We start from the raw sequence: 21,261 nt of genomic DNA, 5'->3' as shown, positions 1-21,261 counted from the left end.
ACAATGCCTGTGCATGGTCGAGGCGGCAGGGCTGGTACTCACTTGAAGGTCCGGGTCGATAGCCTGCCGGCCGACCTTCAACTCCGCATTCAGTCAGCGCACACGCCCGTTGAAGGGTCGTTGAACCCGTCTGCAAAGGCGCTCAAGGCAGCCGAGTGGTGGGCCTACTTCCTTCGCCCTGCACTGGCTCATCCGAAGGGCTCGCGTGAGCGCCGGGCCGCGATCGAGGCGCTGGCGGGCGTCGAGGTGTGCGGCCCGGACGGGCATTGGTTCTCTCCGAGCCGTCGCGACATCGAGCGCAAAGTCAGCAAGGCGACGGCCGGCGGCATCCGCGGCCTGGTGCGCAAGCGGCGCGAGGTGAAGCCGGAGAGCTTGCCCGTTATCACGCGTCGCTGGGATGCCGCGACGGTTGCTCTGGACGATGAGACCCGCGAGCGGATCGCCGGGACGATCCAGCGGTACATCCGCGCTCTCTGGGGCAATGGCACGAGCTACAGCGGCGTCCTGCGCCTCGCATCCGAGCGGCTGGCCGAGCTGACAGCCCAGGTGGGGATTGGAGACTACGAAGCCAACCTGTCGGCTTGCCAGCTCCCGAAGCACGTCATTGAGGCCGGCCGGGACGCTCGCCGGGTCCACGAGTACCACACCAACATCAAGGAATGGGACAATGCCCGGCCGCGGGTGCGGCTCACCTCGGCGGGCCTCGCGCCTATGGAAGTGGTCTACGGCGACGTGCACCACTTTGATGTGTACGTGCGGCGGCAGGACGGCACGTTGGCTACGCCAAAGGGCATCGCCTGGCTCGATGCTGCGAACCGCCGCCTGCGTCTGGACCTGGTGCTGTGCGAGCCCGGCACCGCGGTTCGCAACGCCGATCTGATCCGCAGCTTCGTCGCCATGACCCAGGATCCGCACTGGGGCATGCCGGCGCACCTCTACCTCGACAACGGCTCGGAATACGCCTTCGCCGACTTCGTGCGCGACGCCATCAAGCTCGCCAACCTCGACTGCCGGTCGGGGCAGGGCGGCGGGATCACGCGGGCGGCGCCGTACAACGCCGCGGCCAAAGGCATCCTGGAGGGCTCGTTCCGGGTCCTGGAGCAGAAGATCCTGGCTCCGGTGAAAGGCTACATCGGCGGCGACCGAATGAAGACTCGCTCGGGCAACCTCGGGCGCGCACCGGAGCCCTTCGACGGAAGCTTCGATGAATTCTGCGCCCGGTTCGAGGGGCTGCTGGCTTACTACAACAGCGACCCTCAGAAGGGCGATCTGCGCGGCCTGTCGCCGGCCGTCGCCTACGGGCGCGCCGTCAAAGATGGCTGGCAGCGGACCGACGCAGATGCCGATGCGCTGCTGATGGCCTTCTCCACTGAGGGCACACGCATCGTCACGGACGGCAAGATCCGGTTCGATGGCGACGTGTACTTCTGCGATCAGCTCGCCGGACTGAGCGGCCAGCGCGTGCGCGTGCATTTGCCGAAGTTCGTCACATGGGATGCCGTCCCGGTGCTGACGATGCAGGGCGCGCTGATCGGCATCGCCCGCCCGGATCCAGTCTATGCCCGGCTTGATCCACGCGGTGCGCGCGAGGCCGCGCGGCGCAAGGGGCTAGCACTTGCTGACATCGCCGCCGCGGCGAGCGAGATCGATGATCTCGACGTGCCCGCGGAGATGATCGCGTCCGCCGCCCGTCAGCCGGCGCAGCCCGTGCCGGAGAGCAAGGGCACGATCGGCCTCGCCTCCACGATGGCCGAGATGGGCCGGCAAGTCCTGGAGAACCCGGTCGATCGCAAGAAGCGCGAGCGCGCGGAGAAAGAGGCGAAGATCCACGCCGCCCTGGCTCGCACTCAGATGCTGAGAGGGACGCCATGACCGATCTGCGCCCTTGGATCGGGTTCAACCCGAACGATCCGGAAGATCGCGAGATGTTGGAGCGGATACACGCCGAGCACGAGCGGCGGGACCGGGAGGCTGTCGAAGCCTTCCTGCGCGATCGCGACGAACGAGAGGCCGAAAAGGTGCGCGCGACCGCCGAGGCGAAGCGGCGGGCTGCGATCGAGGCTCGGCGGCGGGAGCAGGGCATCTGGGAAACCCCCTTTGTTCCGACCTCGGCAGCCAACCTCATCCACGGGGCGATCGACCGCTGCCTGCGCTTTGGCCAGAACGCCTTGATCATCGGCTCGCCAGGCGTCGGCAAGACGCGGGCGCTGGAGGAAGCGGTGCGCCGCTCCAGCACGCTTGAGGGGCCATCTGTCGGGCTCGTCACCGTGTCGAGCGTGATGGGCGCCTCGACAATGGCCGTGTTCGAGGAAGTCGCCCCGCACCTCGGTGTGCGCCCGGCCTACAGCATCGCGGCGACCCTCAAGCGCCTGTGCCGGGAAGCGTGCTTCGCGCCCGTCATGCTGTTCGATGAGGCGCAGAACCTCACCTTGCGCTCAGCGCGCGAACTGCTGACCATCAGCGAGCAGGCGCGCATCCAGATGGTGTTCGTCGGCAACGACGAGGTGATCAAGCTCGTCAGCTCCAGCCAGGCCGCCATCCAGCAGATCGCTCGCCGTCTCCCGATCCGGGAAGAAATCGACTGCATCCTGGAGACGGACGCGGATCTAATCGCCAGCCGCTACGACGTGGAGGGCATGGACGCGTTCCGGCTGTGCCGGGATCTCGCCAGCGCTCGCCACGCGGACGGCCTCGGCAAGGTGCTGCCCGTGGCTCGTGCCCTCGCACGGGAGCGGCAGAGCAAGATGGTCCATGCCGTCGACATCCGGGCGGCTCTGATGACCTTCCCGCATTTCCAGCGAGACCTGGAGGGGCCGAGAGCTTCGCCCGCCCCACAGGTCAAACGGCAGAGCAGCCTCAAGCGCCTGCCGCGGAAGCGCTGATCCCCCCTTCGTTGCGTACCCCGAGCTGGGGCCAAACCCAGCCGGTCACTCCAGAGACGAGGCAAGCATCATGGCAGCCCAAGCGTCCCCCATTGCGGCGGATCCAGCGCCGCGCATCCCGCGATCCATGCGGGTCGACCCCACCGGCCGCGTCGTTCAGCCACAGGTCCCAGACGATCTGCTCCAGCGCTGGCGTGACGATCGCGCCGTGCTCCAGGCCGAGGCTGCTAAGGCAGCAGCCCGACATGCGGCCGAGGCTCGGATCCTTGCCGCCCGGATCGGTGACCTACGCAGCCTCGTGGGCGACGCCGATATGATCGGCCACAACCTGCGCGGCCTCATCTACCTGTTCGAGAAGGCGGTGACGGAGGATGGACCGGAAGGCCCACTCACCACCGCCTCGCATATCGTCATCGACTGCATCCGCTCGATGGCGGCGCGCCTGGAGGCGCTGGAGGAGCGAGCTGCTGCCACCCGTGGAGATGGAGGCGCGCAGTGATCCGACCGGCGCAGCTCAAGCTCCTGGATCGCGCCCGCGCGGCGGCGGCCCCTGATACCCCCAACTTCGACGAGGTGCTGCGCCGCTATGGCGGCGCTGATCGGATCGAGGATCTCACGGCAACCGGGCTCGACCGGCTGCTGGACCATCTCACCGTGACCGGCTTCCGCTCGCGCCAGCGACCGATCATCTCGGCTCGCACCCGCAAGCTGATCGAGGAAGCTGCGCGCCAGCTCGGCCTCACGCCTCACGTCTACGCGGCGGACCTGCGCGGCCATGGCGGCGTCGCCGATCTGCGCGATCTTGTCGGCCGCGGGCTGCTCGACCTGCTGGCGCGATGGGAGCGCCGCGGTCTCGACGTAGCCGCATTCAACGCCGCTCGCCGCGAGATCTCGCCCGCGCAGCTCCGCCTGCTCCAAGTCGCCCGTAAGCGCGTCGAGATGGTGGAGCGGCGCTGGCACGCCATCCTTCAGGACTTCGGCGGCGTCGTCTCGGCGGCCGACCTCGATCGGCGCGGCATCGACCTGATCATGGCCTTCCTGAAGGCCGAGGGCTTCGATCGCGTGCCGGTCGCCACTGCCGGGCCAGTGTTCGGCCGCCGGCCGGGCTTCGCCTCGCCCGAGCAGGTGGAGCTGATCCGCACCCTATGGAGGGAGTGGATCAGCCCCACCGCCGAGACCGACGCCGACGTTGAAGCCGGCTTGAACACCTGGCTGGAGCGCTACCACGGCGCATCGTCGCTGCGCTTCCTGCCTGCGGCCGGCGCCGCGAAAGTCATAACGGCCCTGAAGGCGATGAAGGCCCGCAAGGGCGAGCGGGAGGCGAGCAATGCCTGAGATCACGCGCGAGGCCGCGATCGGCGGGTTCGTCTCCGTTGAGCTGGCCGCGAAGGCGGCAGGGATCGCGCAGAATGAGATGCAGCGGATTGCCGCTGCATTCGCCAAGGGACGCGAGGAGCCGTGGTTCGGCACTGTCCTGGAGGTGCGCACGGAGAAGGTGATGGGCCGCCGGCATAGAGACATTCGCGTGTCCAGCCTGCCCGCATCGATGCGCGCGGCGCTGAAGAGTGACGCTTACCGCTTCCTCCTGGCGGCCGAGCAGGTAGCGCCTGGCGCTGAGCTGAGGCCGCAAGACTTCCTGCTGCTGCACCGCGCGGCGCACGCCGACTTCGGTGCACCCCGCCTCGTCAGCGATGTTGTGGCGATGATGTGCAACGGGGGCTCGCTGCTCGATGTGTCCCGCACGCTGTATGACTTGGCAGTAGACAACCTCTACGGCTACGGCTTCCGCGACGACGCCCTTCCAGGGGTGTCCGCCGATTATCGGGACTGGCTCGACGCCTGCCGCCGCCGCCTCGGTATGAGCGACCGGTACTTTGCGGCGCTCTTGGTGGAGCTGGTGGGCGTAGACCGACCAGAGCGGATCGACGGACGCGACTTCATCATCCTTGCCCATCATCTGACGAAGGAGGGCGGACCCAAATCTCTACCGAAGCGGGACTATATGGACCGTGAGGCGATCGGCATCCTGAGCGAGGCACGGCACCAGCTGGGCCTGAGCTACGACGAGTTCATGGGTATCGTGATAACGATCGGCGGCGGCGTTCACAGCGTTCGCGATCTTGATACGACAGGTTGGTGCCGGGTGCGGGCGCACTTCATGAAGCTCGGCTACCGTGCGCCGGAGCCGGCGCCGCGCGTATCGGGAGCGGCGGGCTTCATCAGCCAGCCGCGCGTGAACCTGCTCTGGCGGGTGGCGCAGAACCAAGAGCGGCTTACCGCGGCCGAACTAGCATCGCTTACAACGGCCGGTGCAGACCGTCTGATCGACGCTCTGCTAGCGCCCCTGATCGAACGCCGCGTCGCCGAAGTGGCAAACGGAGTTACTGCGGATCGTTCCAGATGATCTCGGGCAGGCTGTACGAACGTCGCCCGGCCGCGTTGAACAAGTCAGCAGCTCTCTCTTGAAATGGATTGTCTGACGCACGCGCGATTTATACGAGCGTGGAGTGCAGAGAATATTCTGGCAGCGCCTTATCGTAGATTTATCCCTTGCGCAGATTGCTCCGAAAGATCAGAACCCTCCAGACAAACCAATATTTCGCATCTGATCGCGAAAGAAGCCGACCTTCTTAAGGCCTTCCAAAAACCCGTGACGACTGTCGCGGTATTTTTTCGCAGCCTGCTTTCTATCTTTCGGGAAATGATGATTTAAATTTCGGTACATACTGATAAAACCCTGAGCCGCCCCGAGTGCGGCAGCCGCATTCTTGCACTGTACCGAACCTTGCATAGCTATCAGCGTTTTCTGCGAGGCTCCTGGCTTAGCCTCCGAGGCAGGTATCCAATTTTTCGCAGCCGCCTCACGCCCCGCCTTTAGAACCAACCCCTCCATGACCTCTGCCACATCGGCAGCCCCAGTTGGAGGACTGTGGTTGTAGTGATCAAAACTCTCGGCAAGCCGCTTACGAAGCTTTACCGGCAGACCTTTTATGTCCGCAGCGAATTCGACTTCAGTTATTTGCTGGATTAGGGGAATAGCCCGAGAGCGAGGCTGGGCATTGCCGTTCGCATCGACAGTTATCAGACCAAATCCGTCCGCGGTAAGTCGCTTAAACTCCGCCTGATTGGCGAGATAACTTTCTTCTGGACAAACGGAATAAACTGATATCGGCATGTCAAGCTGAATTATTGCGGACCTGCGCATACTTAAGATGAGAGGATATGGCTTTTCCGATACCTCAGCGATAACTGTCAAATGATCATGCACTCTCATCTTCATAGCAGGCGACCAAGACACAGTTTTATCGATAGCTTCTCCAAGCTGAATAGTTGGATTTTGGAATGTCTTCGCGAAGTATGACTTCGCGGCATTGACGAGAACCGCGTCACCGGAGCTGAGGCCGCCCGTCGACATATCAATGCCTCAGCAGCTTTTGGAGCTTGACATACAAGCTTTCGAGTTCCTGAAGAAGCTCATTATCGAGATCTTCGACCTTGTCTTCGCTAGAAACATCCTCAAGAAAACTGATCAAAGACGTTACGTAGCGAGAAGCCTTCTTCTCCCCGTACTCGAACTCGACAGTATCGCTATACGCCTGCCTTATCGAGACTTTTTTTCCAGGATCAAATATTTGATCCAAGGCTCTCCTTGCCGTATTTTGCGCAATTCCAAGACCTTCTACAGCGGTAGCTATCTTCGACAGCTGCCTAAAATCAGTAACAGCGGATATCACGTTGTTCTGAAATTTATCTACCAGAGTGTCTCTAATATCTTCTATCCGATCATTATACTCCGGTATGCGGCGGGTCACAGCTTTGAGCGACTTTTCCATTTCGATGAATAAGTCTTCTGACAGCCGCTGCTGGGATTTTGGCTTGTTAAGCTCCTCCATGAGCATCACTTTGAAACGATCAGGAAGGTCCAGGAGAAGCTGGCAGCGTCGTATCGCGCCTCTCGTCAGTCCAGTCAGCTCAGAAAGAGTTATTTCGTTTGGCTTTGACCCGTTTTCTCGCTCATATAAATCAATAACTCTTTCGAGCTTCGAGGCGATTGTGTAATAATCCCACTGCTCCCGGAGCGCGTGGATGTTGTACATTAAAACAAGATTTTCTAATTCGGTCGGCTTCGCCTGGACTAGAACAGGCACTGTCGCCAAATTTAGCTTGCGCGCGCATCTCCAACGCCGCTCACCGTCAATTAGATAATAATTATCACCTTCGTGATAGACCGTCAGCGGAACTTGTATGCCGTAACTATCAATGGAGCGCATCAAGCTCTCCATTTCCTCCTGTCGGAATATTAATCTTGGATTTTCTGGGTTCGGCTGGATCTCAGTCGTAGCCACGCTCTTAAGGCGCTGCCCTCTTCGGATCGTTACCATGCGCCCGGCACCCAATAGATAACTTCGGTCACTGCGCTACGAGGTTTACCCTTCGACCCGCCAAGGGTCGAATGGACATGCGGCAACTGCACAGAAGAGGGCAAAGAACCGTAATGTCGCTTAAACATCGAAGGAATGATCTCCACAGAGTTATCCAGCAATCCGTTAGTCGGATAACTAAGAATAAGACCAGCATTGATTTCAGCACATTGCGCTATCAACGTCTCAATTGCGTCGTCAACCAATGAGGCAAGACTATACTGAGAAGTAAATCTATCGTTCCTGTACAAACCTTCTCCCGACACTTCAGGAAAATCATTCAAAACCAAAGTTTCATATACGTGGTAGAAGCGGGAGTATTGATCCTTTGTGTATGGTGGATCGGCGTATATGACCGATGGCTTCGCTTTCTCAGAGCGGAAGCCGCCAATCAGACGCTCAGCGTCTTCTGCAAACACCTTGTTTTTGCGGCGCCACCTTGAGGTTCCAATAGGTCGCAAGCCTTTAACGCTCTCGATAAATTCGGCCTGAATGGATCTTTTGCGCTGCGCGACAAACTTCGGGAGATTATTATGCTTAGGCTTTAAGGGCTGAGCGAAATGTCCAGTCGTCGTTGAGGTTCTGGAAATCGCAGCAGCTAATCCGATGATCAGCCACCGGTGACCATCAGCATTTATAATCCCGCATTCGAATAGTTTCTCAATAAATATCCGCACAGCATCTATTTCTAGGCATTGCCTAAAACCAAAATATGTGCCGGCGTATCGATCAAGAAATACACCAGATCTCTTCTCTGGATTGTTGGGGAAGCCTTTCCTATCCCGTCCGGCGTCATACACTTTGCTTAATAGCAACAGATCTTTCAGCTCGACTGCTTTATTTTCGATGATAAGCAGTTCTTCGACCTCTCGGTCTATATTTTCTATAGACTGATCGATCGATGCCTGAAGTATGCTGAGGTAAGGGTTTAGATCAGGGGGCCCGGCTCTGCTTTTGAACTGTGCCTCCGCAACCATGCAGGCGAATTTTTGTTTGTCATTCGACCAGACCGGGCGCGATGCGCCGATAGCAGTGCCGACCGATCCCATGCCCGCGAAGGCGTCTAGGAAAGGTCCCGGCTGACAATCGTTGCTGATGGCCTTCACGTGCTCAGCGAGCTGACGTTTCGTCCCCATGTAGGTAACCGGGACGACCATGAGTTTCCCTGCCCTTGCTTATACGGCTCAGCTTGGCCTGCCGCGAGGAGGCTCGTCAACGTTGAAAAAGGGTTAACGCCACCGGACTCGGCGTCAACATACCTGCAACCTGATTGATATTCCCGGGTGTGTCACATTTTCCCCTGTAAGAAGGACCGTGACGCTCCCTGCGGATGGATGCTGCCAGTCCGGGTTTTGTGTGTCAGACTGATCGTACCGCCGGTCGAAATCGAGGCACTGCCCAAATGCGGGTAGGAGGGGTCACGTCCTCTCGGCGGTCTCAGCAGCCTTGGCAGCCTTCTTCTGACGTCGCTTTTCTCTGGTCGCTTCCTTCTTCGAACGAGCCTCCTCAGCGCGCCGCGCCGCGACTACCGCAGGATCCTCCCTCTCGGTTTGGTCGCGGGCTTGATCGATGATGATCTGGATCATCATGACGCGGATGCCGATCCGGCGCTGCAGCTCATCCCCTGCCGCTCTCAACCTGTCGATTTCATCGCAGAGACGGCCGAAGGCCTCTTCTTCGAACTCACGATCGGCTTTCTGGCAGTCCCATAGCGCATAGAGACAGCCCCGCAGATCGAGATCCGTCGGCAAGACGAAGGGCCTATCGGCGACATTCATTTGCACAGCGGCCACTCGGATCGCCTCGATGATCTCGGCGTCACCTGCCTCCTCAGGCAGAAGGAATATGTGTGCGAGCCGCTTGCGGTTGATCTCGCGCGCCATCGGACTTCACGATGTCAAAGAGCCCGGCCCGCCGCCGGAACGGCACGTGGGCCCCCCCCCTCACGGATGGAGGGTGTCCCGCGCCTCGCGGATCGCGTCGAGCATCAGGATCTTGACCCGCGCCGCACGGGTCCGCTCCAGGTTGGCATCGATCTCCGCGTGCAGTCGCTCGACCTCGGCGGCCTGTTCGGCCTTCACCCGCTCAATCTCTACGAGGCACGCGGCCGGCGACGTGTCGGGTGAGAGGCCGAGCGCGCTAGCGATCTCCGGCCATGGCGCACGTCTGCGTCCGATCTCAGCGACGATCGCCGCTTCATCGGCGTCGGCCGGGATCCCCAGCAACCCGGCGAACGCGGACAGATCCTGACGCTCGCGCTGGACCTCGCTCATCAATACCCCCTCAGATCGCCTCAGGTGCTTCAATTCCATCTTCAAGGAATTTGAGCCGTCGATGTGCCGGACACGGGCAAACGCCGCTCCACGGGCCGTTTTTAAGCGCCCGATAGAAGTCAGCCGAGACCCGTCGCGATGGCAGGGCGGCAGCGTAACCTGTTCCTTCGCCTCCGACACGGCGAAAGGCTTCGCAGTGTCGAAACGTTTCGGTCAGGGCAGACTGTCTTCCGAAGCCATCGGCTCACGATAGCGGGACGAACCGAAATGGAACGGGGGGAAGTGCTTCCCCCTGCCGAAGCGTTTCGGCCTCGCTCATCAGTCCAACACGGATACGGGGGTCCGGCAAGGGCAGTCATGTCGGCGAGCGCGCGAGACATCCTAAGGCTCATCCAGCAGATCAGCGGAGCTGAGGTGGCCCACCACGTCCGCGAAGCCTGCATGGGAAAGAGGGTCAGCCTCAGCGTCGTGGCGATGATGTCCGACGCGCACCCGTTCCGGCGCATCCTGGACAGACCCGCGATGGCGCAGCTCATCGAGATTGTGAGGCACGATCTCCGGCGAGGGGACCACGTGCGCTTTCCGACCAGGATCGAGAGCGCCTATCTCCGCGACCGCGAGGCAAGAGCCGAGCGCCTGCGCCAGCTTATCACGGCCGGCCTCAGCACGGGGGACATAGCCCGCGCCGCTCGCGTCAGTAGCCGCACCGTCGAGAACCATCGCGCCAGGATGCGCCGCGAAGGCCTTTCCCCGCAGGAGATACAGTCATGACCGGTGGGCCGCTCGGGACCTCGACGAAATATCGCGCTCCATTCCTCCAGGTCACCGGCCCCAACGATGAGGACATGCTGAAAACCTGGGGGAGCCGGTTGATTGGCGTGAAGCTGATCGACCGCGCTTCTGACGTGAGCGACGAAGCCATCTTCATGTTCACTCGGAAGCCGCCTTACATTCCGCTGCCGAACGACGGCACGCCGTTCCGGGTGCGGCTCGGATGGTCGAACACAGATGTGGTCCTCGTCGGCTACTACACCTTCCAGCGCACACACATCTTCGGCTCACCCAAGCGCGGACAGCAGCTTCACCTGATCTGTCGATCAGCAAACCTCGTAGAACATTTCAAAGCCGTCGATAGCCAGCACTTCGAGAAGGAGAACGGCCATTACACGATGGGCGACGTTTTCCGGAGCATATTCCGCTCAACCGGCCAGTCCGTAGACGTCCATCCGGACATCGCGAAGCTTGAGATACCTGGCGGCTACCTGCTGCGCTGGAACCAGAGCGCGATCGATTTTGCAAGCGAGCTAGCCGACGCGAATGGTGCACATGTCAAAATCCAGGGCGATAAGGTCCTTATTTTGAAGGACTATTCAAAACAAAGCGTTAGCGGGAAAGATCTTCCGCGCATCACGATAAAGCACAATGAGAACTACGAATTTGATGTGGAGCTTGAGCCCCGATTTGAATACCGCAAAGTTACCGCCCGCTACCTCAACACAGATGAAGGTCGTCTTGAGAGCGCGGAGAAAGCGGAGGGTCAGGGGAAGGATGGCGACGTTCTCCCGCACACCTATAGCTCCAAGGATCAGGCGGAACGCGCTGCCGCCGCTGTAGCCGCAGCTTGGGCGGCAAACTCGGGGACGGGGCTGTTTACCTCTCATGGCCGCCCTGAGGCTGTCGCCGATGCCCCGGTGAGATGTGTCGGCTTCGGACCTGAGATCGATGGCGCGGCGTGGATCTCCACCATCGTGACCCACGACGTGAACCCCGATGTCGGGTGGGTGACCACCGTCGAGACCTCGATCGACCCGTAGCCACTGGCCGGGACGCGAGCCCCGGTTTCACCCCTCAGCGCAGTCCGGACAGCACCATGAGCCACGCCGCACCAGAACTACCGAACATCCCGCCTCTGAGCATGTGCCTCGCCGTTCTGGCGGGCGAGCTGCCAGCACCGACAGCTGCCGGCACGCCCCCGGAATGGATCAAGGTCACGCCACGTGGCACCGCCGACACCCGCGATGGCCGGCGATACACCTTCGATCCGGAGGCCTTAGTGTCCCGCTTCAAGGCGGACGGCGTGGACGTTCCTGTTGACCTCGACCATGGCCTCGCCTTGCGCGCCACCAAGGGCGAGCGGGTCGATGCAGTCGGCTACGCGGCAGCTCTGGAAGCGCGGCAGGACGGGACGTACGCCCGCATCACCTGGCTCGATGGCGGTAAGGCAGCCCTCTCCGCCCGCACCCACCGGTACGTGTCGCCGTCCTTCCCGCACGACAGCAACGGCCAAGCGAAGTGGCTGCACTCCATCTCGCTTGTGGCCGCTCCAGCTCTGAGCGGCATGCCAGCGCTTGCAGCCGCACATGCTGGCGACACATCTCCCGGGACGGTCGCCGAGGCGCTGGGGCTTGATCCTGCCGCTGACGAGGCGGCCTGCCTCGCAAGGTTGAGCGCGATCCGGTCGGAATTCGTGCCTCTCAGTCTCTTCAACGACACGGTTGCGACGCTGAACGTGGCGAACGGCACGATCGCCGAGTTGCGCACGGCTGAGCGGCGCACGCGCGTCGAGACCTTGATCGAAGGCGCTCTCAAGGCCCGCAAGATCGTTCCCGCCCAGCGGGCACAGTACGAGGCGCTGTGCAGCACCGACGCCGGCTTGGCGCATGTCGCCAGCCTGTTCGCCGCGACGGTGCCGCATCTTCAACCGTCCGGCTTGGACGGCCGCCATCCTGAGGCTGGAGGAGATGAAAGCCCGATCACCCTGGCGGCTCGCGCAACGCGCTACCGCGATCAGCAGCGGCAATCCGGCTCGACCCTCTCTCAGGCCGACGCCATCGCCTTCTGTGTCGCAAATCCAGGGGCTGGCAAGTAGCTCGCCCTCCGACCTCAGTACTCACCTCCTGAAAGGCAAGTCCTATGGCCGCACGTCCTTTTCCGGTTAATCCTGCTCTGACGGCTCTGACGATTTCCTATAGCAACGCCGCTGTCGGCTACATCGCTGATCTTGTTCTGCCGCGTATCCCGGTCGGAGCGTCCCGGTTCTCCTGGACGGAAATCCCTATTGCGCAGATGTTCACTGTCCCCAGGACCGAGGTCGGCCGGCGCGGGCGCGTCGAGCGCGTCGAGTTCTCCGGTGTCGAGCGTACTGGAGAGACGCGGGATTACGCCTTGGAAGACGCGATCCCGCAGACGGACATCGATGACGCGGCCTCGATGCGGGCCCGTGGTCTCGGCACGTTCGATCCCATGATGACGGCCACCGAAGGGTTGACCAACCTCATCATGACGGACCGGGAAATGCGTGTTGCGGCCAGGGTCCAGGACGTCAATAACTACGCCTCGCCGCGCCGTCTCATCCTCTCCGGAACGGATCAGTTCTCGGATTACGACCATTCCCGACCGCTCGACGTGCTGAAGGCCGGCTTCGGATCAACCCTGATCTTCCGACCCAACACGATGGTCATGAGCCGCGAGACTTGGTCGATCCTCTCTTCGCACCCCCATATCGTCAACGCGGTGCGGGGCCAGACCACGATCAAGGGCATCGTGTCGATTGAAGAATTCATCCGGCTTTTCTCCGGAGAGGGCCTCAAGAATGTCTATATCGGTGAGAGCTTCGTCAACATGGCTCGGCCCGGGCAAGTCGCCAACATCCAGCGTGTTTGGGGCAAGTCCATCGCCATGTTGTACATAGACCCCAACGCGCGACCCGAGAGTGGGGCGACATGGGGAATGACAGCGCAGTTCGGCACGCGCGTTGCCTTCTCTTGGGAGGATCGCGATGTGGGCATCAAGGGCGGCACGGTCGTACGTGTCGGCGAGCAGGTGAGCGAGTTCGTCTGCGCGCCGGACGTGGGCTTCCTCCTCAGCAACGTGGTGGATTGAGCCACGCTCATCACCGGCCTCGAAGGTGGCTTCAATGAGCGATCACGACTTCCCTGGGGCGTCTCCGGAGCGGCCGGAGCTGGAGATCCAACCCGGCCAGTCACTCCCCCTGTTCGGCCGTCGCGAGGGCGTCGAGGTTGTCGTGATCCGCTCCGATGAGTACCGCGAGCTGATCGGCCTACGGGCACGAGCGGCCCGCGAAGAGATTCGGGCGGTGTTTCAGGAACGGAAGGGGCCACCGCTCGGCCTCTCTACCATCGAGAAGGATCCGGAGGTGGCCGACTTCCTCCGCGAGCTGTTCCGGGGCCGGATGACACTGACGGCGCTCCACGCGGAGTGCGTCGAACGTTTTGGCACGGAGAGAGCGCCCTCAGCTGGACGCATCCAGGTGTATCGAGCGCGCTTCCTAAGCTATTGATTTAAGCTTTATCGGCTTCGGAATTCTGGCCTCGCCTTCGAGCCGCAAGCGCCTCTCTCATCTCACTTCTTTTATTGTACTTTCTAGCCTGGCTAGCCAGCCACTGTTCCTTCAGTGGCTCAAGATCTCGCCTTAGATCTATTAACGCGCGCCGGAGTCGAAGCCGTATCAAAGCAACTTCAGCCAGTATCGTCTCAAAGTATTCTGCGGTGAGGGGAACGAGGATTATTTTGACCGAATTGCCACCCTTTATCTTTGCGGCACTTAGTTTCTTATCGCCATCGACCATAATACCCCAATGAAATATGAAGTTTCGAGCTTCGTGATTTAAGTCGCGCAAATCGTCTAAAACCTTCAAATATTCTTTCTTGCGCGCCGGATCTAAGTGCTTCGAAAAAACTCCGATGCCAGTCCTAATGGATGTCATCTTAGCATCTATAGCAAGACCTGCCGTCAAGGCGGCCCTCTGAAAGGGAGGCACGAAATATATATCCGTAACAAAAAGCTCCAGCTCCCGCTCTATGCTCCCCCAAGCAACGACGAATTTCCCAATCAAGATTGCAATCTCGTCTGAAATTGCGTTTTCTGCCTCAAAATCGGGGTCGTGGTCGATGGAAAGTCTAGAAGCCAATGCAGTCTCCCCGCGATGTGCCAAAGCCAGAGGAGCAGTGCACCGAGGCCATGGGAAGCACGATCTCCATCGAGCCAATCCACCTTTTAATCGCCGGAACGGAACTGGTCACGATCCCCGCCTGGCACTACGCTGAGCTGTTGGAGCATCAGCGCGCCGCCAGGACCGGAGGGCTTCTCTCCGCCCAGATGTGGGCGCACCCAGCGCTGCTCGCAATCGATCCTCGCAGCCGCTTATTTGGCGACCCAGAAGTCGCCGTGTTCCTGTTCGGTGCTTTAGGCAGGATGAAGCTTGCGGATGCCACTGTGGCGTGTCGGCAACGGTTCGGCGCCGATCGCAGCCCGAGCAAGGCAACCATCGGACGGTACTGGCAGCGACTGAGAAAGCCTTAGTAGCTCCGTCTCAACTCGCGTCGTCCTGCGTGGTCCCGCTCAATCCCGCCAATTTCGGACCACTGTCGCCAGTTAGCGATGACATACACAGCTTGATGGGCCGAGGCGCCCTGTCGCGCAAGCCTGCGCACTCTGCCCCTCGGCCTCACGGTGACCTGAATCGCATCGGATGGTCCGGACGCTATGAAGGTTCGTGCCGGACGGCGAGGTCCCGACCTCGACCCGGATAGAACAGGCCTCGACCGTCTGGAACGGTCGCGTGCCCCATCAAGACATGGGTCGAATGGACGTCTCAACATCCGATATTGTCGAACCGGGCAGCCGCGTGAAGCGCCTGCGGTCCGCGACGGCGGCGGCCCATGATCAGCTCGACCGGCGGGTCATGGCGGGCCAGCCCTTCGCGAGCCTCGAACGGTACGCGCTGTTCCTGCAGGTCCAATACCGCTTCCATACACGGGTCGATCCGCTCTATCGCGACGGCGCGCTGGGCTTCGTCCTGCCCGATCTCGACGGACGGCGCCGTCTCGCCCTGATCGCGCAGGATCTGCACGACGTGACCGGCCGGATCCCCGACGCAGCCGCGGAGGACGGGGACGCGATCGATCCCGTGGCCGGGCTCGGCTGGCTCTACGTCGCGGAGGGCTCGAATCTCGGCGCCGCCATCCTGATCAAGGAAGCCCGGAAGCTCGGCCTCTCGGAGGGCCACGGCGCCCGCCACCTCGCCGGGCATCCGGACGGTCGCGGGCTGCACTGGCGGCAATTCACCACCGCGCTGGATCGGATCGCGCTCGCGGGCGACGGCGAGGCCCGCGCCGCCGCCGGCGCCACGGAGGCGTTCCGGTACGTGCACCGGCTCGTCGGGGACGCGTTCGGGGGCTGAGCGCCGGTCGGGGCGACAAACGCATTGACTGGTCAAGCGGGGCCGTTTCAATGCGCCACGGGGCTGGAACTGGGCTTGGGATGACGAGGATGCGACGGCGCGCGGCTCTGCTGCCCATCGGCTGGGTGAGTGTCGGCCTGGCCTTGGCCGGCTGCACCACCGGATTCTCGTACATCTCGCGGAACTACGTCGCGCTCACCCCGCAGGTGGTCACGATCGGCTGCAAGGAGCCCTACGAGGTCTACGACAACCGGCAGCTGCGCCGGATGCTGATCGTCTCGAACGCGCTGCGCGAATATGCCGGCTGCAATCTCAGCGAGGTGCGGATCGATCCCGATCCGGCGGCGAGCCGGGTGAAGCGGTTCCGCACCGCCGCCCGCGCCTATCTGGACGAGACCGTGCGGGAAGATTGCCGGATCACCGGCGAGACGGTGTTCGACCCGCAGAAGAGCGAGTTCGCCTATGCCTGCGACGGACCGATCGAGAAGCGGGGCACGGTGGTGCCGCGCCTGCCCGGCCGCAATCCGGGCCTGAACCAGCAGTAATCCTTTTGAGGCCCGAGGACCGGTCAGGTTCCGGGCTTCGGAAACGTGCGCTCGGCGGCATCGCCGGCCGCCGCCAGCAGGGCGCGGGCGAAGGCGCGGGCTTCCGACCGGTCCAGCACGATGGCCGCCGTGACCGGGCTGCCGCCGAGGTCGGCGAGGGCGAGTTCCAGCCGCACCCCGTCCGGGACGGCACTCGCCTGGAGGCTCCAGCCGCCGCGATCCGTGCTCTTGGTCATCACAACCCCTTCCTGCCTGGCAGACCCGAAAAAACGCCGCAGGCTCCCGCCGGAACGGCCCGCGCCCGCCGCTGTTCCGATCCGGTGCCGCACGCCGCTTCCCTGCCTCGCCTGTCCACCCTGCTCAAGACCGCCGGCCCCGGTCTCGTCGTGATGCTGGCCGATACGGATGTCGGCAGCCTCATCACGGCGGCACAGAGCGGCGCCCGCTGGGGCTACTCCCTGTTGCTGCTGCAGATCCTGCTCGTGCCGATCCTGTACATCGTCCAGGAGCTCACGGTCCGCCTCGGGACCGCGACCGGCCGGGGCCATGGGGAGCTGATCCGCGCGCATTACGGGCCGATCTGGGCCTGGATCTCGTATGCCGGCCTCGTGGTCGCCGGGATCGGGGCGATCGTCACCGAGTTCTCCGGCATGGCCGGCATCGGCGACGTGTTCGGGGTGCCGCGCCTCGTCAGCCTCGGATTGCCCGCCGCCCTGCTTCTCGGGCTGGTGTTCACCGGGAGCTACCGGCGCGTCGAGGTCGTGGCGATCGCGGTCGGGCTGTTCGAGCTCGTGTTCATCGGGCTCGCCATCGCGGCCCGGCCGAATCCGGGCGACATCGTCGCCTCCTTTGCCCACATGCCCCTCGGCGACAGCTCCTATCGGGTGCTGATCGCCGCCAATATCGGCGCGGTGATCATGCCGTGGATGATCTTCTACCAGCAATCGGCGATCGTCGACAAAGGCCTCGGCTGGGACCATGCCCGGACTGCGCGGCTCGACACCTTCGTGGGTGCCGTGATCTCGCAATGCGTGATGGGTGCGATCCTGATCGCGGCCGCCGCCACGATCGGCCAGGCCGGGCAGGGCACCAAGAACGGCCTTGAGACGGTCGGAGACCTCGCGGGCGCCTTCACGCCGGCGCTGGGCCCCTGGCTCGGGCAGGTGGTGTTCGGGGTCGGCATCGTCGCCGCGGCCTTCGTAGCCCTTAACGTCGTCGCGCTGGCGCTCGCCTGGGGCTTCGGCGACGTCACCGGCCGCCCGCATTCCCTCGAACAATCGCCCCACGAGGCGCCGGCCTTCTACGGCACCTTCGCCCTGGTCGTCGTGGCGGGGGCGGTCACCGTGCAGCTCGTGACGAATCTCGTCGCGCTCAACATCGCCGTGGAGGTGATGAACGCCCTCCTGCTGCCGCTGGCGCTGGGCCTGCTGATCCTGCTCGCCACCCGGGCCCTGCCGGAGGACAGACGGGTGCGGGGCGCCTACAAATGGGTGGTCTACGGCGTGTCCGGCCTGACCGTGGCGTTCGCCATGATCGGCGTGCTCGACGGGGTCGGCCTGCTCTGAACCAATTGACGCCGCCGCCTCGATGATGTCTCCCCGGGCGGGCTGACAGAGTGGAGTCGCGACACATGCAAGAGATCTGGTTCCGCACGGGCGAAGCCACCGTGCTGGCGGCCGAGGGCCAGTACACCGACGCGATGCCCGAGGTGCTGATCGGCTCGGTGCGCGGGCCGGTGGGCCAGGCCTTCGCGTCGATGATGGGGCAGGTCCAGGGCCATACCCGGATGTTCGTGGTGCGCGACCTCAACCAGCTGGTGCGCCCGGCCACGATGATGACCACGAAGGCGACGATCCACACGGCCGAATATGTCGAGCTGCTCGGCGGCGTCGTCCAGGCGGCCACCGGCGACGCGATCGTGGATTGCATCATCGAGGGCGTGCTGCCGAAGGACGGGCTCGACGAGCTGTGCATGATCATCATGATCTGGCTCGACCCGCGCTGCGCCGAGGACGACAACCTCGACCGCAAGGACCTCTACCGCACCAACTACGAGGCGACGAAGCTCGCCATCGCCCGCGCCCTCAAGGGCGAGCCGACCGTGGACGAGCTGATCGCCAACCGGAAGACGGTGAAGCACTACGCCCTCGAGGACGTGATCGAGTATTGATCAGCGTCGCGCCCGCGCCAGCGTGGTGCGGGCGTAGACATCGCCCAGCCGGCACTCGAGCCCGGCTGAGGCGATGACGAGCCGGTCGTCGGGATCCGTCATCCGACGACGGACCCAGCCGGACCCGGTCCGCTCCGACAGGGTGACGTCGAAGGCTCGTTGCTCGACGAGGAGCAAAGCCTCGCACATCGGCAGGGCTTCGTAGCCGGCGAGCTTCACGTCGATCTTTCGACGATTGAGGCTCGATAACCGGCGCCTGTCGCTCGGTGAGATGATTTCAACGGCGAGGTAGAGTGTGCCGACGACGTTCTGGCCCGGCTCGAACTCCGCCAAGTCGATGATGGCGATGTCGGGGACGTAGGTATGTCCTCGGATCGTAGGGCTGAGATCGATCGCAGGATTCGGGACGGCAATCCGACCGGGCGCCGTGCGCTCGAGGGCGTCGTTCAGCAGGCGGTCCAGATTGCTGCTGATGATCTGGTGGTCGATGCTGGGCTGAGCCTGCATGACGAAGCAGCCCTCGATCAGCTCCCACTTTTCCTCGTCGGGGCGGGAGGCCACGAAATCCTGGAACGTGACGTGCGGCTCGGCCGGCCGCGGCCGTGTGGCGAACGCTGTCATGGCGAGTCCGTATAGGATGGCGCAGCCAGGATCGGACCGGCCGGCGCACCGGTCAAGCCGGCGTCACCGCGGCGGGATCCGCCCCACCGAGCAGAGGGTGCGCATCGCGCTGCTGCCGGGGTCGGTGTAGCAGGAGGCCGACCAGCCGTTCTGCTGGATGAACGATTTGCGCCGCTCCGAGAGGGCGGTCCGGTACGCGTCGGCGATGATCGGCTCGACCCGCGCGGCCGGCTCGCCCACCAGGATCTCGGAGGCCGCCGCCAGGTCGCGGAAGAAGGCTGCCGAGGGGCTCGGCTCGGCGGAGGTCGCCTGCACGATCGGCTCGGCCCGGCAGGTCACGTCGAACTTGATCGGGCCGGCGAGCCGGATGTCGATGCTGGGCCCGGCCCGCTTCCCGACCTTGCCGCCGATCGCCCCGGCGATCTGGTGAGCGAGGTCGTCGCAGGGCTCCGCCCGGGCGGCGGCCGGTAGGCCGGCCAGGGCCGCGAGGACGAGGGCGAGGAGCGGGCGCGGAACGGCGACGTTTGGCATGGCCGGCACTCTACGCGCGGCGCCCGGCCTGTCGAGGGCCGGGTTCAGGCCCGCATCTGGGCGAAGCTCTTGAGCAGGGCCGGGGCGACCCGCATCCCCACCGGCACCAGCTCGGCCGGGGGCGGGCAGCGGACGCAATCCTCGAGATAGGCGAGGGAATCTTCCAGCACCGAGCCGGTGAAGGGCTTGGCGATCACCGCCGTGGCGCCCTCCAAATCGTCCGAGAGCGCCCGGGCGTTGGCGGTCATGAAGGCCGCCGTGATGCCGCCGATATCGCGCACGGCATGGGCCACCTCCACGCCCGAGGAATCGTCGCCGAGCCGCAGATCGATCAGCACCAGTTCCGGGCGGGTCTCGTGGATGAGGGCGATCGCCTCCCCGGCCGTCATGGCGGTGCCCACGACGCGATAGCCCGCCGCCTCCAGCATCATCTCGATCTGCATCAGGATCAGGGCCTCGTCCTCGACGACGAGGATCCGCATCGGCTCGCTCATGTGGCCTCCAGACCGGTAGCCATCTCGCGGGGCAGGCGGACGTTGACGATCGTGCCCGGGTCGTTCGCCTGCCAGGCGATGCTGGCACTGAGCTGGCGGCACAGGGTGCCGATCAGCCGCTTGCCGAATGAGCGCTGCTCCATGACCTGCACGGGCATGCCGACGCCGTCGTCGGCGATCTTGATGCTGAAATAGCGGTCGTCCGGCGCCACCGTCACGGACAGCCGGCCGGCGCGGTCGCCCGGGAAGGCGTGCTTGAGCGCGTTGGTGATCAGCTCGTTCATCATCAGCGCCACCGGCGGCGCCTTGGCGACCGGGATCTCCACGGTCTCGAGGTCCAGATGCAGGCGGATGCGGTCGAGGCCCGAGCCGCGCACGAGGTCGGTGGCGAGGTCGCGGGCGAACTCGGCCACGTCGAAGCGCTCGACGTTGTTGGACTGGTAGAGCCGGCGGTGGACCGTGCCGAGGGCCTCCACGCGGGTCAGCATCGCCTCCATGGCGCTGCGCGCCGCCGGATCGGTGATCGCCTTGGTCTGCATGGCGAGCAGGGCCGCGATCATCTGGAGGTTGTTCTTGACCCGGTGATCGACCTCGTGGACCAGCATGGTCTGCGTCGCCAGGGCGTCGGTCAGGTCGCGGGTCCGGCGGGCGACCTCGGCCTCGAAATGGTCCTTCTCCTGCTGGACCCGGAGATGGGCGTCCACGCGGTCGGTGACGTCGAGCTGCGAGGCGAAGAAGAACAGCACCTCGCCGGCCTCGTTGGCGACCGGGCTGAGATACAGGGCGTTCCAGAACGACGACCCGTCCTTGCGGTAGTTCAGCAGGTCGATGGCGATGTCCCGCTGCGCCGTGACGGCCTCGCGGATCAGCGCCACGGCGCCGCGATCGGTGTTCTCGCCCTGGAGGAGGCGGCAATTGCGGCCGAGCACGTCCTCGCGCTCGTAGCCGGTCATCCGCAGGAACGCGTCGTTGGCGAAGACGATCGGGTTGTCGGGCAGGCGCGGATTGGTGACGATCATGGCCATCCGCGTGGCGCGGACTGCGGCGGCGAACGGATCGCCCTTACCGTGCTCGGCGTCGAGCCGGTCCGTCAGATGCCATGCGTCGGGCTGTTCCATCGA

Annotated in this window: 26 protein-coding genes; 15 read left to right on the top strand and 11 right to left on the bottom strand. The window is 63.5% G+C overall.

Features of this window, described 5'->3' with window-relative positions; genetic code table 11:
• Positions 1 to 42: 42 nt before the first annotated feature.
• The 5 genes from BMZ47_RS05335 (at position 43) to BMZ47_RS05315 (ending at position 5,286) form a co-directional block, all read left to right on the top strand.
• Positions 43 to 1,872: a Mu transposase C-terminal domain-containing protein gene (locus BMZ47_RS05335; protein ID WP_167368998.1), complete on the top strand. Its 1,830-nt coding sequence runs from the start codon at positions 43 to 45 to the stop codon at positions 1,870 to 1,872.
• Positions 1,869 to 2,882: an AAA family ATPase gene (locus BMZ47_RS05330; protein ID WP_091859447.1), complete on the top strand. Its 1,014-nt coding sequence runs from the start codon at positions 1,869 to 1,871 to the stop codon at positions 2,880 to 2,882. Before BMZ47_RS05335 ends, BMZ47_RS05330 begins: the two co-directional genes overlap by 4 nt.
• Before the next feature lie 127 nt (positions 2,883 to 3,009).
• Positions 3,010 to 3,381, top strand: a complete 372-nt coding sequence (locus tag BMZ47_RS05325; protein WP_091859444.1) for a hypothetical protein — start codon at positions 3,010 to 3,012, stop codon at positions 3,379 to 3,381.
• A complete protein-coding gene (locus tag BMZ47_RS28780) occupies positions 3,378 to 4,217 on the top strand; it encodes a regulatory protein GemA (protein WP_208601014.1) in 840 nt (279 codons plus the stop codon). The genes BMZ47_RS05325 and BMZ47_RS28780 overlap by 4 nt, the downstream gene beginning before the upstream one ends.
• On the top strand, positions 4,210 to 5,286 hold the full coding sequence (locus BMZ47_RS05315; RefSeq protein ID WP_091859441.1) for a hypothetical protein: 1,077 nt from the start codon (positions 4,210 to 4,212) through the stop codon (positions 5,284 to 5,286). Before BMZ47_RS28780 ends, BMZ47_RS05315 begins: the two co-directional genes overlap by 8 nt.
• Positions 5,287 to 5,454: 168 nt before the next feature.
• Here the strand turns inward: BMZ47_RS05315 and BMZ47_RS27850 are convergent, their stop codons facing one another.
• The 5 genes from BMZ47_RS27850 to BMZ47_RS05295 form a co-directional block, all read right to left on the bottom strand.
• Positions 5,455 to 6,297, bottom strand: a complete 843-nt coding sequence (locus BMZ47_RS27850) for a hypothetical protein (protein WP_139220939.1) — start codon at positions 6,295 to 6,297, stop codon at positions 5,455 to 5,457.
• A 1-nt stretch (position 6,298) separates the two neighbouring features.
• Positions 6,299 to 7,264, bottom strand: coding sequence for a ParB/RepB/Spo0J family partition protein (locus BMZ47_RS05310; protein WP_139220938.1), 966 nt, complete (start codon positions 7,262 to 7,264; stop codon positions 6,299 to 6,301).
• Positions 7,258 to 8,460, bottom strand: coding sequence for a DNA adenine methylase (locus tag BMZ47_RS05305; RefSeq protein WP_091859433.1), 1,203 nt, complete (start codon positions 8,458 to 8,460; stop codon positions 7,258 to 7,260). Before BMZ47_RS05305 ends, BMZ47_RS05310 begins: the two co-directional genes overlap by 7 nt.
• Positions 8,461 to 8,721: 261 nt before the next feature.
• Positions 8,722 to 9,186, bottom strand: a complete 465-nt coding sequence (locus BMZ47_RS05300; protein WP_091859431.1) for a hypothetical protein — start codon at positions 9,184 to 9,186, stop codon at positions 8,722 to 8,724.
• A gap of 60 nt (positions 9,187 to 9,246) precedes the next feature.
• Entirely contained in the window at positions 9,247 to 9,576 is a 330-nt protein-coding gene (locus tag BMZ47_RS05295) for a hypothetical protein (protein ID WP_091859428.1), read from the bottom strand.
• Positions 9,577 to 9,933: 357 nt separating this feature from the next.
• Between BMZ47_RS05295 and BMZ47_RS05290 the strand changes: the two genes are divergently transcribed.
• Genes BMZ47_RS05290 through BMZ47_RS05270 form a run of 5 tightly spaced genes read left to right on the top strand, consistent with a single transcriptional unit; the run spans position 9,934 to position 13,876 of the window.
• Positions 9,934 to 10,347, top strand: a complete 414-nt coding sequence (locus BMZ47_RS05290) for a LuxR C-terminal-related transcriptional regulator (RefSeq protein WP_091859424.1) — start codon at positions 9,934 to 9,936, stop codon at positions 10,345 to 10,347.
• The gene (locus BMZ47_RS05285) at positions 10,344 to 11,390 is read left to right on the top strand and encodes a phage late control D family protein (protein WP_091859421.1); all 1,047 of its coding nucleotides are present in this window, start codon (positions 10,344 to 10,346) and stop codon (positions 11,388 to 11,390) included. Before BMZ47_RS05290 ends, BMZ47_RS05285 begins: the two co-directional genes overlap by 4 nt.
• A gap of 56 nt (positions 11,391 to 11,446) precedes the next feature.
• Positions 11,447 to 12,445 carry a phage protease gene (locus BMZ47_RS05280; RefSeq protein ID WP_091859418.1) on the top strand — a complete coding sequence of 333 codons (999 nt, stop codon included), beginning with the start codon at positions 11,447 to 11,449 and terminating at the stop codon, positions 12,443 to 12,445.
• 44 nt (positions 12,446 to 12,489) lie between these two features.
• Complete coding sequence (locus BMZ47_RS05275; protein ID WP_091859414.1) at positions 12,490 to 13,458, top strand: hypothetical protein; 969 nt, start codon at positions 12,490 to 12,492, stop codon at positions 13,456 to 13,458.
• Positions 13,459 to 13,492: 34 nt separating this feature from the next.
• Positions 13,493 to 13,876: a hypothetical protein gene (locus tag BMZ47_RS05270; protein ID WP_091859411.1), complete on the top strand. Its 384-nt coding sequence runs from the start codon at positions 13,493 to 13,495 to the stop codon at positions 13,874 to 13,876.
• A gap of 1 nt (position 13,877) precedes the next feature.
• Here BMZ47_RS05270 and BMZ47_RS27845 read toward each other — a convergent pair whose 3' ends face one another.
• Positions 13,878 to 14,507 (bottom strand): hypothetical protein, encoded by a 630-nt coding sequence (locus BMZ47_RS27845; RefSeq protein ID WP_139220936.1) that lies wholly within the window; start codon positions 14,505 to 14,507, stop codon positions 13,878 to 13,880.
• A 50-nt stretch (positions 14,508 to 14,557) separates the two neighbouring features.
• Between BMZ47_RS27845 and BMZ47_RS05265 the strand changes: the two genes are divergently transcribed.
• The 3 genes from BMZ47_RS05265 to BMZ47_RS05255 all read left to right on the top strand — a co-directional run bounded on the left by BMZ47_RS05265 (position 14,558) and on the right by BMZ47_RS05255 (position 16,324).
• Entirely contained in the window at positions 14,558 to 14,899 is a 342-nt protein-coding gene (locus BMZ47_RS05265) for a hypothetical protein (RefSeq protein WP_139220935.1), read from the top strand.
• Positions 14,900 to 15,092: 193 nt separating this feature from the next.
• Positions 15,093 to 15,779, top strand: coding sequence for a biliverdin-producing heme oxygenase (locus BMZ47_RS05260; RefSeq protein WP_091859405.1), 687 nt, complete (start codon positions 15,093 to 15,095; stop codon positions 15,777 to 15,779).
• Positions 15,780 to 15,868: 89 nt separating this feature from the next.
• Positions 15,869 to 16,324 carry a hypothetical protein gene (locus BMZ47_RS05255; RefSeq protein WP_007560673.1) on the top strand — a complete coding sequence of 152 codons (456 nt, stop codon included), beginning with the start codon at positions 15,869 to 15,871 and terminating at the stop codon, positions 16,322 to 16,324.
• 23 nt (positions 16,325 to 16,347) lie between these two features.
• Here BMZ47_RS05255 and BMZ47_RS05250 read toward each other — a convergent pair whose 3' ends face one another.
• The gene (locus BMZ47_RS05250; RefSeq protein WP_007560671.1) at positions 16,348 to 16,560 is read right to left on the bottom strand and encodes a hypothetical protein; all 213 of its coding nucleotides are present in this window, start codon (positions 16,558 to 16,560) and stop codon (positions 16,348 to 16,350) included.
• Between the two features lie 84 nt (positions 16,561 to 16,644).
• On the opposite strand from BMZ47_RS05250, the gene BMZ47_RS05245 reads away from it, so the two are divergent.
• Positions 16,645 to 17,889 carry an NRAMP family divalent metal transporter gene (locus BMZ47_RS05245; protein ID WP_208601013.1) on the top strand — a complete coding sequence of 415 codons (1,245 nt, stop codon included), beginning with the start codon at positions 16,645 to 16,647 and terminating at the stop codon, positions 17,887 to 17,889.
• A 65-nt stretch (positions 17,890 to 17,954) separates the two neighbouring features.
• Complete coding sequence (fae, locus tag BMZ47_RS05240) at positions 17,955 to 18,494, top strand: formaldehyde-activating enzyme (protein ID WP_007560667.1); 540 nt, start codon at positions 17,955 to 17,957, stop codon at positions 18,492 to 18,494.
• On the opposite strand, the gene BMZ47_RS05235 is transcribed toward fae, so the two are convergent.
• The 4 genes from BMZ47_RS05235 to BMZ47_RS05220 form a co-directional block, all read right to left on the bottom strand.
• On the bottom strand, positions 18,495 to 19,055 hold the full coding sequence (locus BMZ47_RS05235; RefSeq protein ID WP_244424100.1) for a Uma2 family endonuclease: 561 nt from the start codon (positions 19,053 to 19,055) through the stop codon (positions 18,495 to 18,497).
• 123 nt (positions 19,056 to 19,178) lie between these two features.
• Positions 19,179 to 19,646 (bottom strand): hypothetical protein, encoded by a 468-nt coding sequence (locus BMZ47_RS05230; protein ID WP_007560663.1) that lies wholly within the window; start codon positions 19,644 to 19,646, stop codon positions 19,179 to 19,181.
• Between the two features lie 44 nt (positions 19,647 to 19,690).
• Entirely contained in the window at positions 19,691 to 20,140 is a 450-nt protein-coding gene (locus tag BMZ47_RS05225; RefSeq protein ID WP_007560661.1) for a response regulator, read from the bottom strand.
• Positions 20,137 to 21,258 carry a histidine kinase dimerization/phosphoacceptor domain -containing protein gene (locus BMZ47_RS05220; protein ID WP_007560659.1) on the bottom strand — a complete coding sequence of 374 codons (1,122 nt, stop codon included), beginning with the start codon at positions 21,256 to 21,258 and terminating at the stop codon, positions 20,137 to 20,139. The genes BMZ47_RS05225 and BMZ47_RS05220 overlap by 4 nt, the downstream gene beginning before the upstream one ends.
• Positions 21,259 to 21,261: the final 3 nt, after the last annotated feature.

The organism is Methylobacterium brachiatum, from assembly GCF_900113845.1.
Classification (GTDB): domain Bacteria; phylum Pseudomonadota; class Alphaproteobacteria; order Rhizobiales; family Beijerinckiaceae; genus Methylobacterium; species Methylobacterium brachiatum.
Note: the sequence above shows the minus strand (reverse complement) of the source record. Positions and strands in the feature narration are given on the sequence as shown.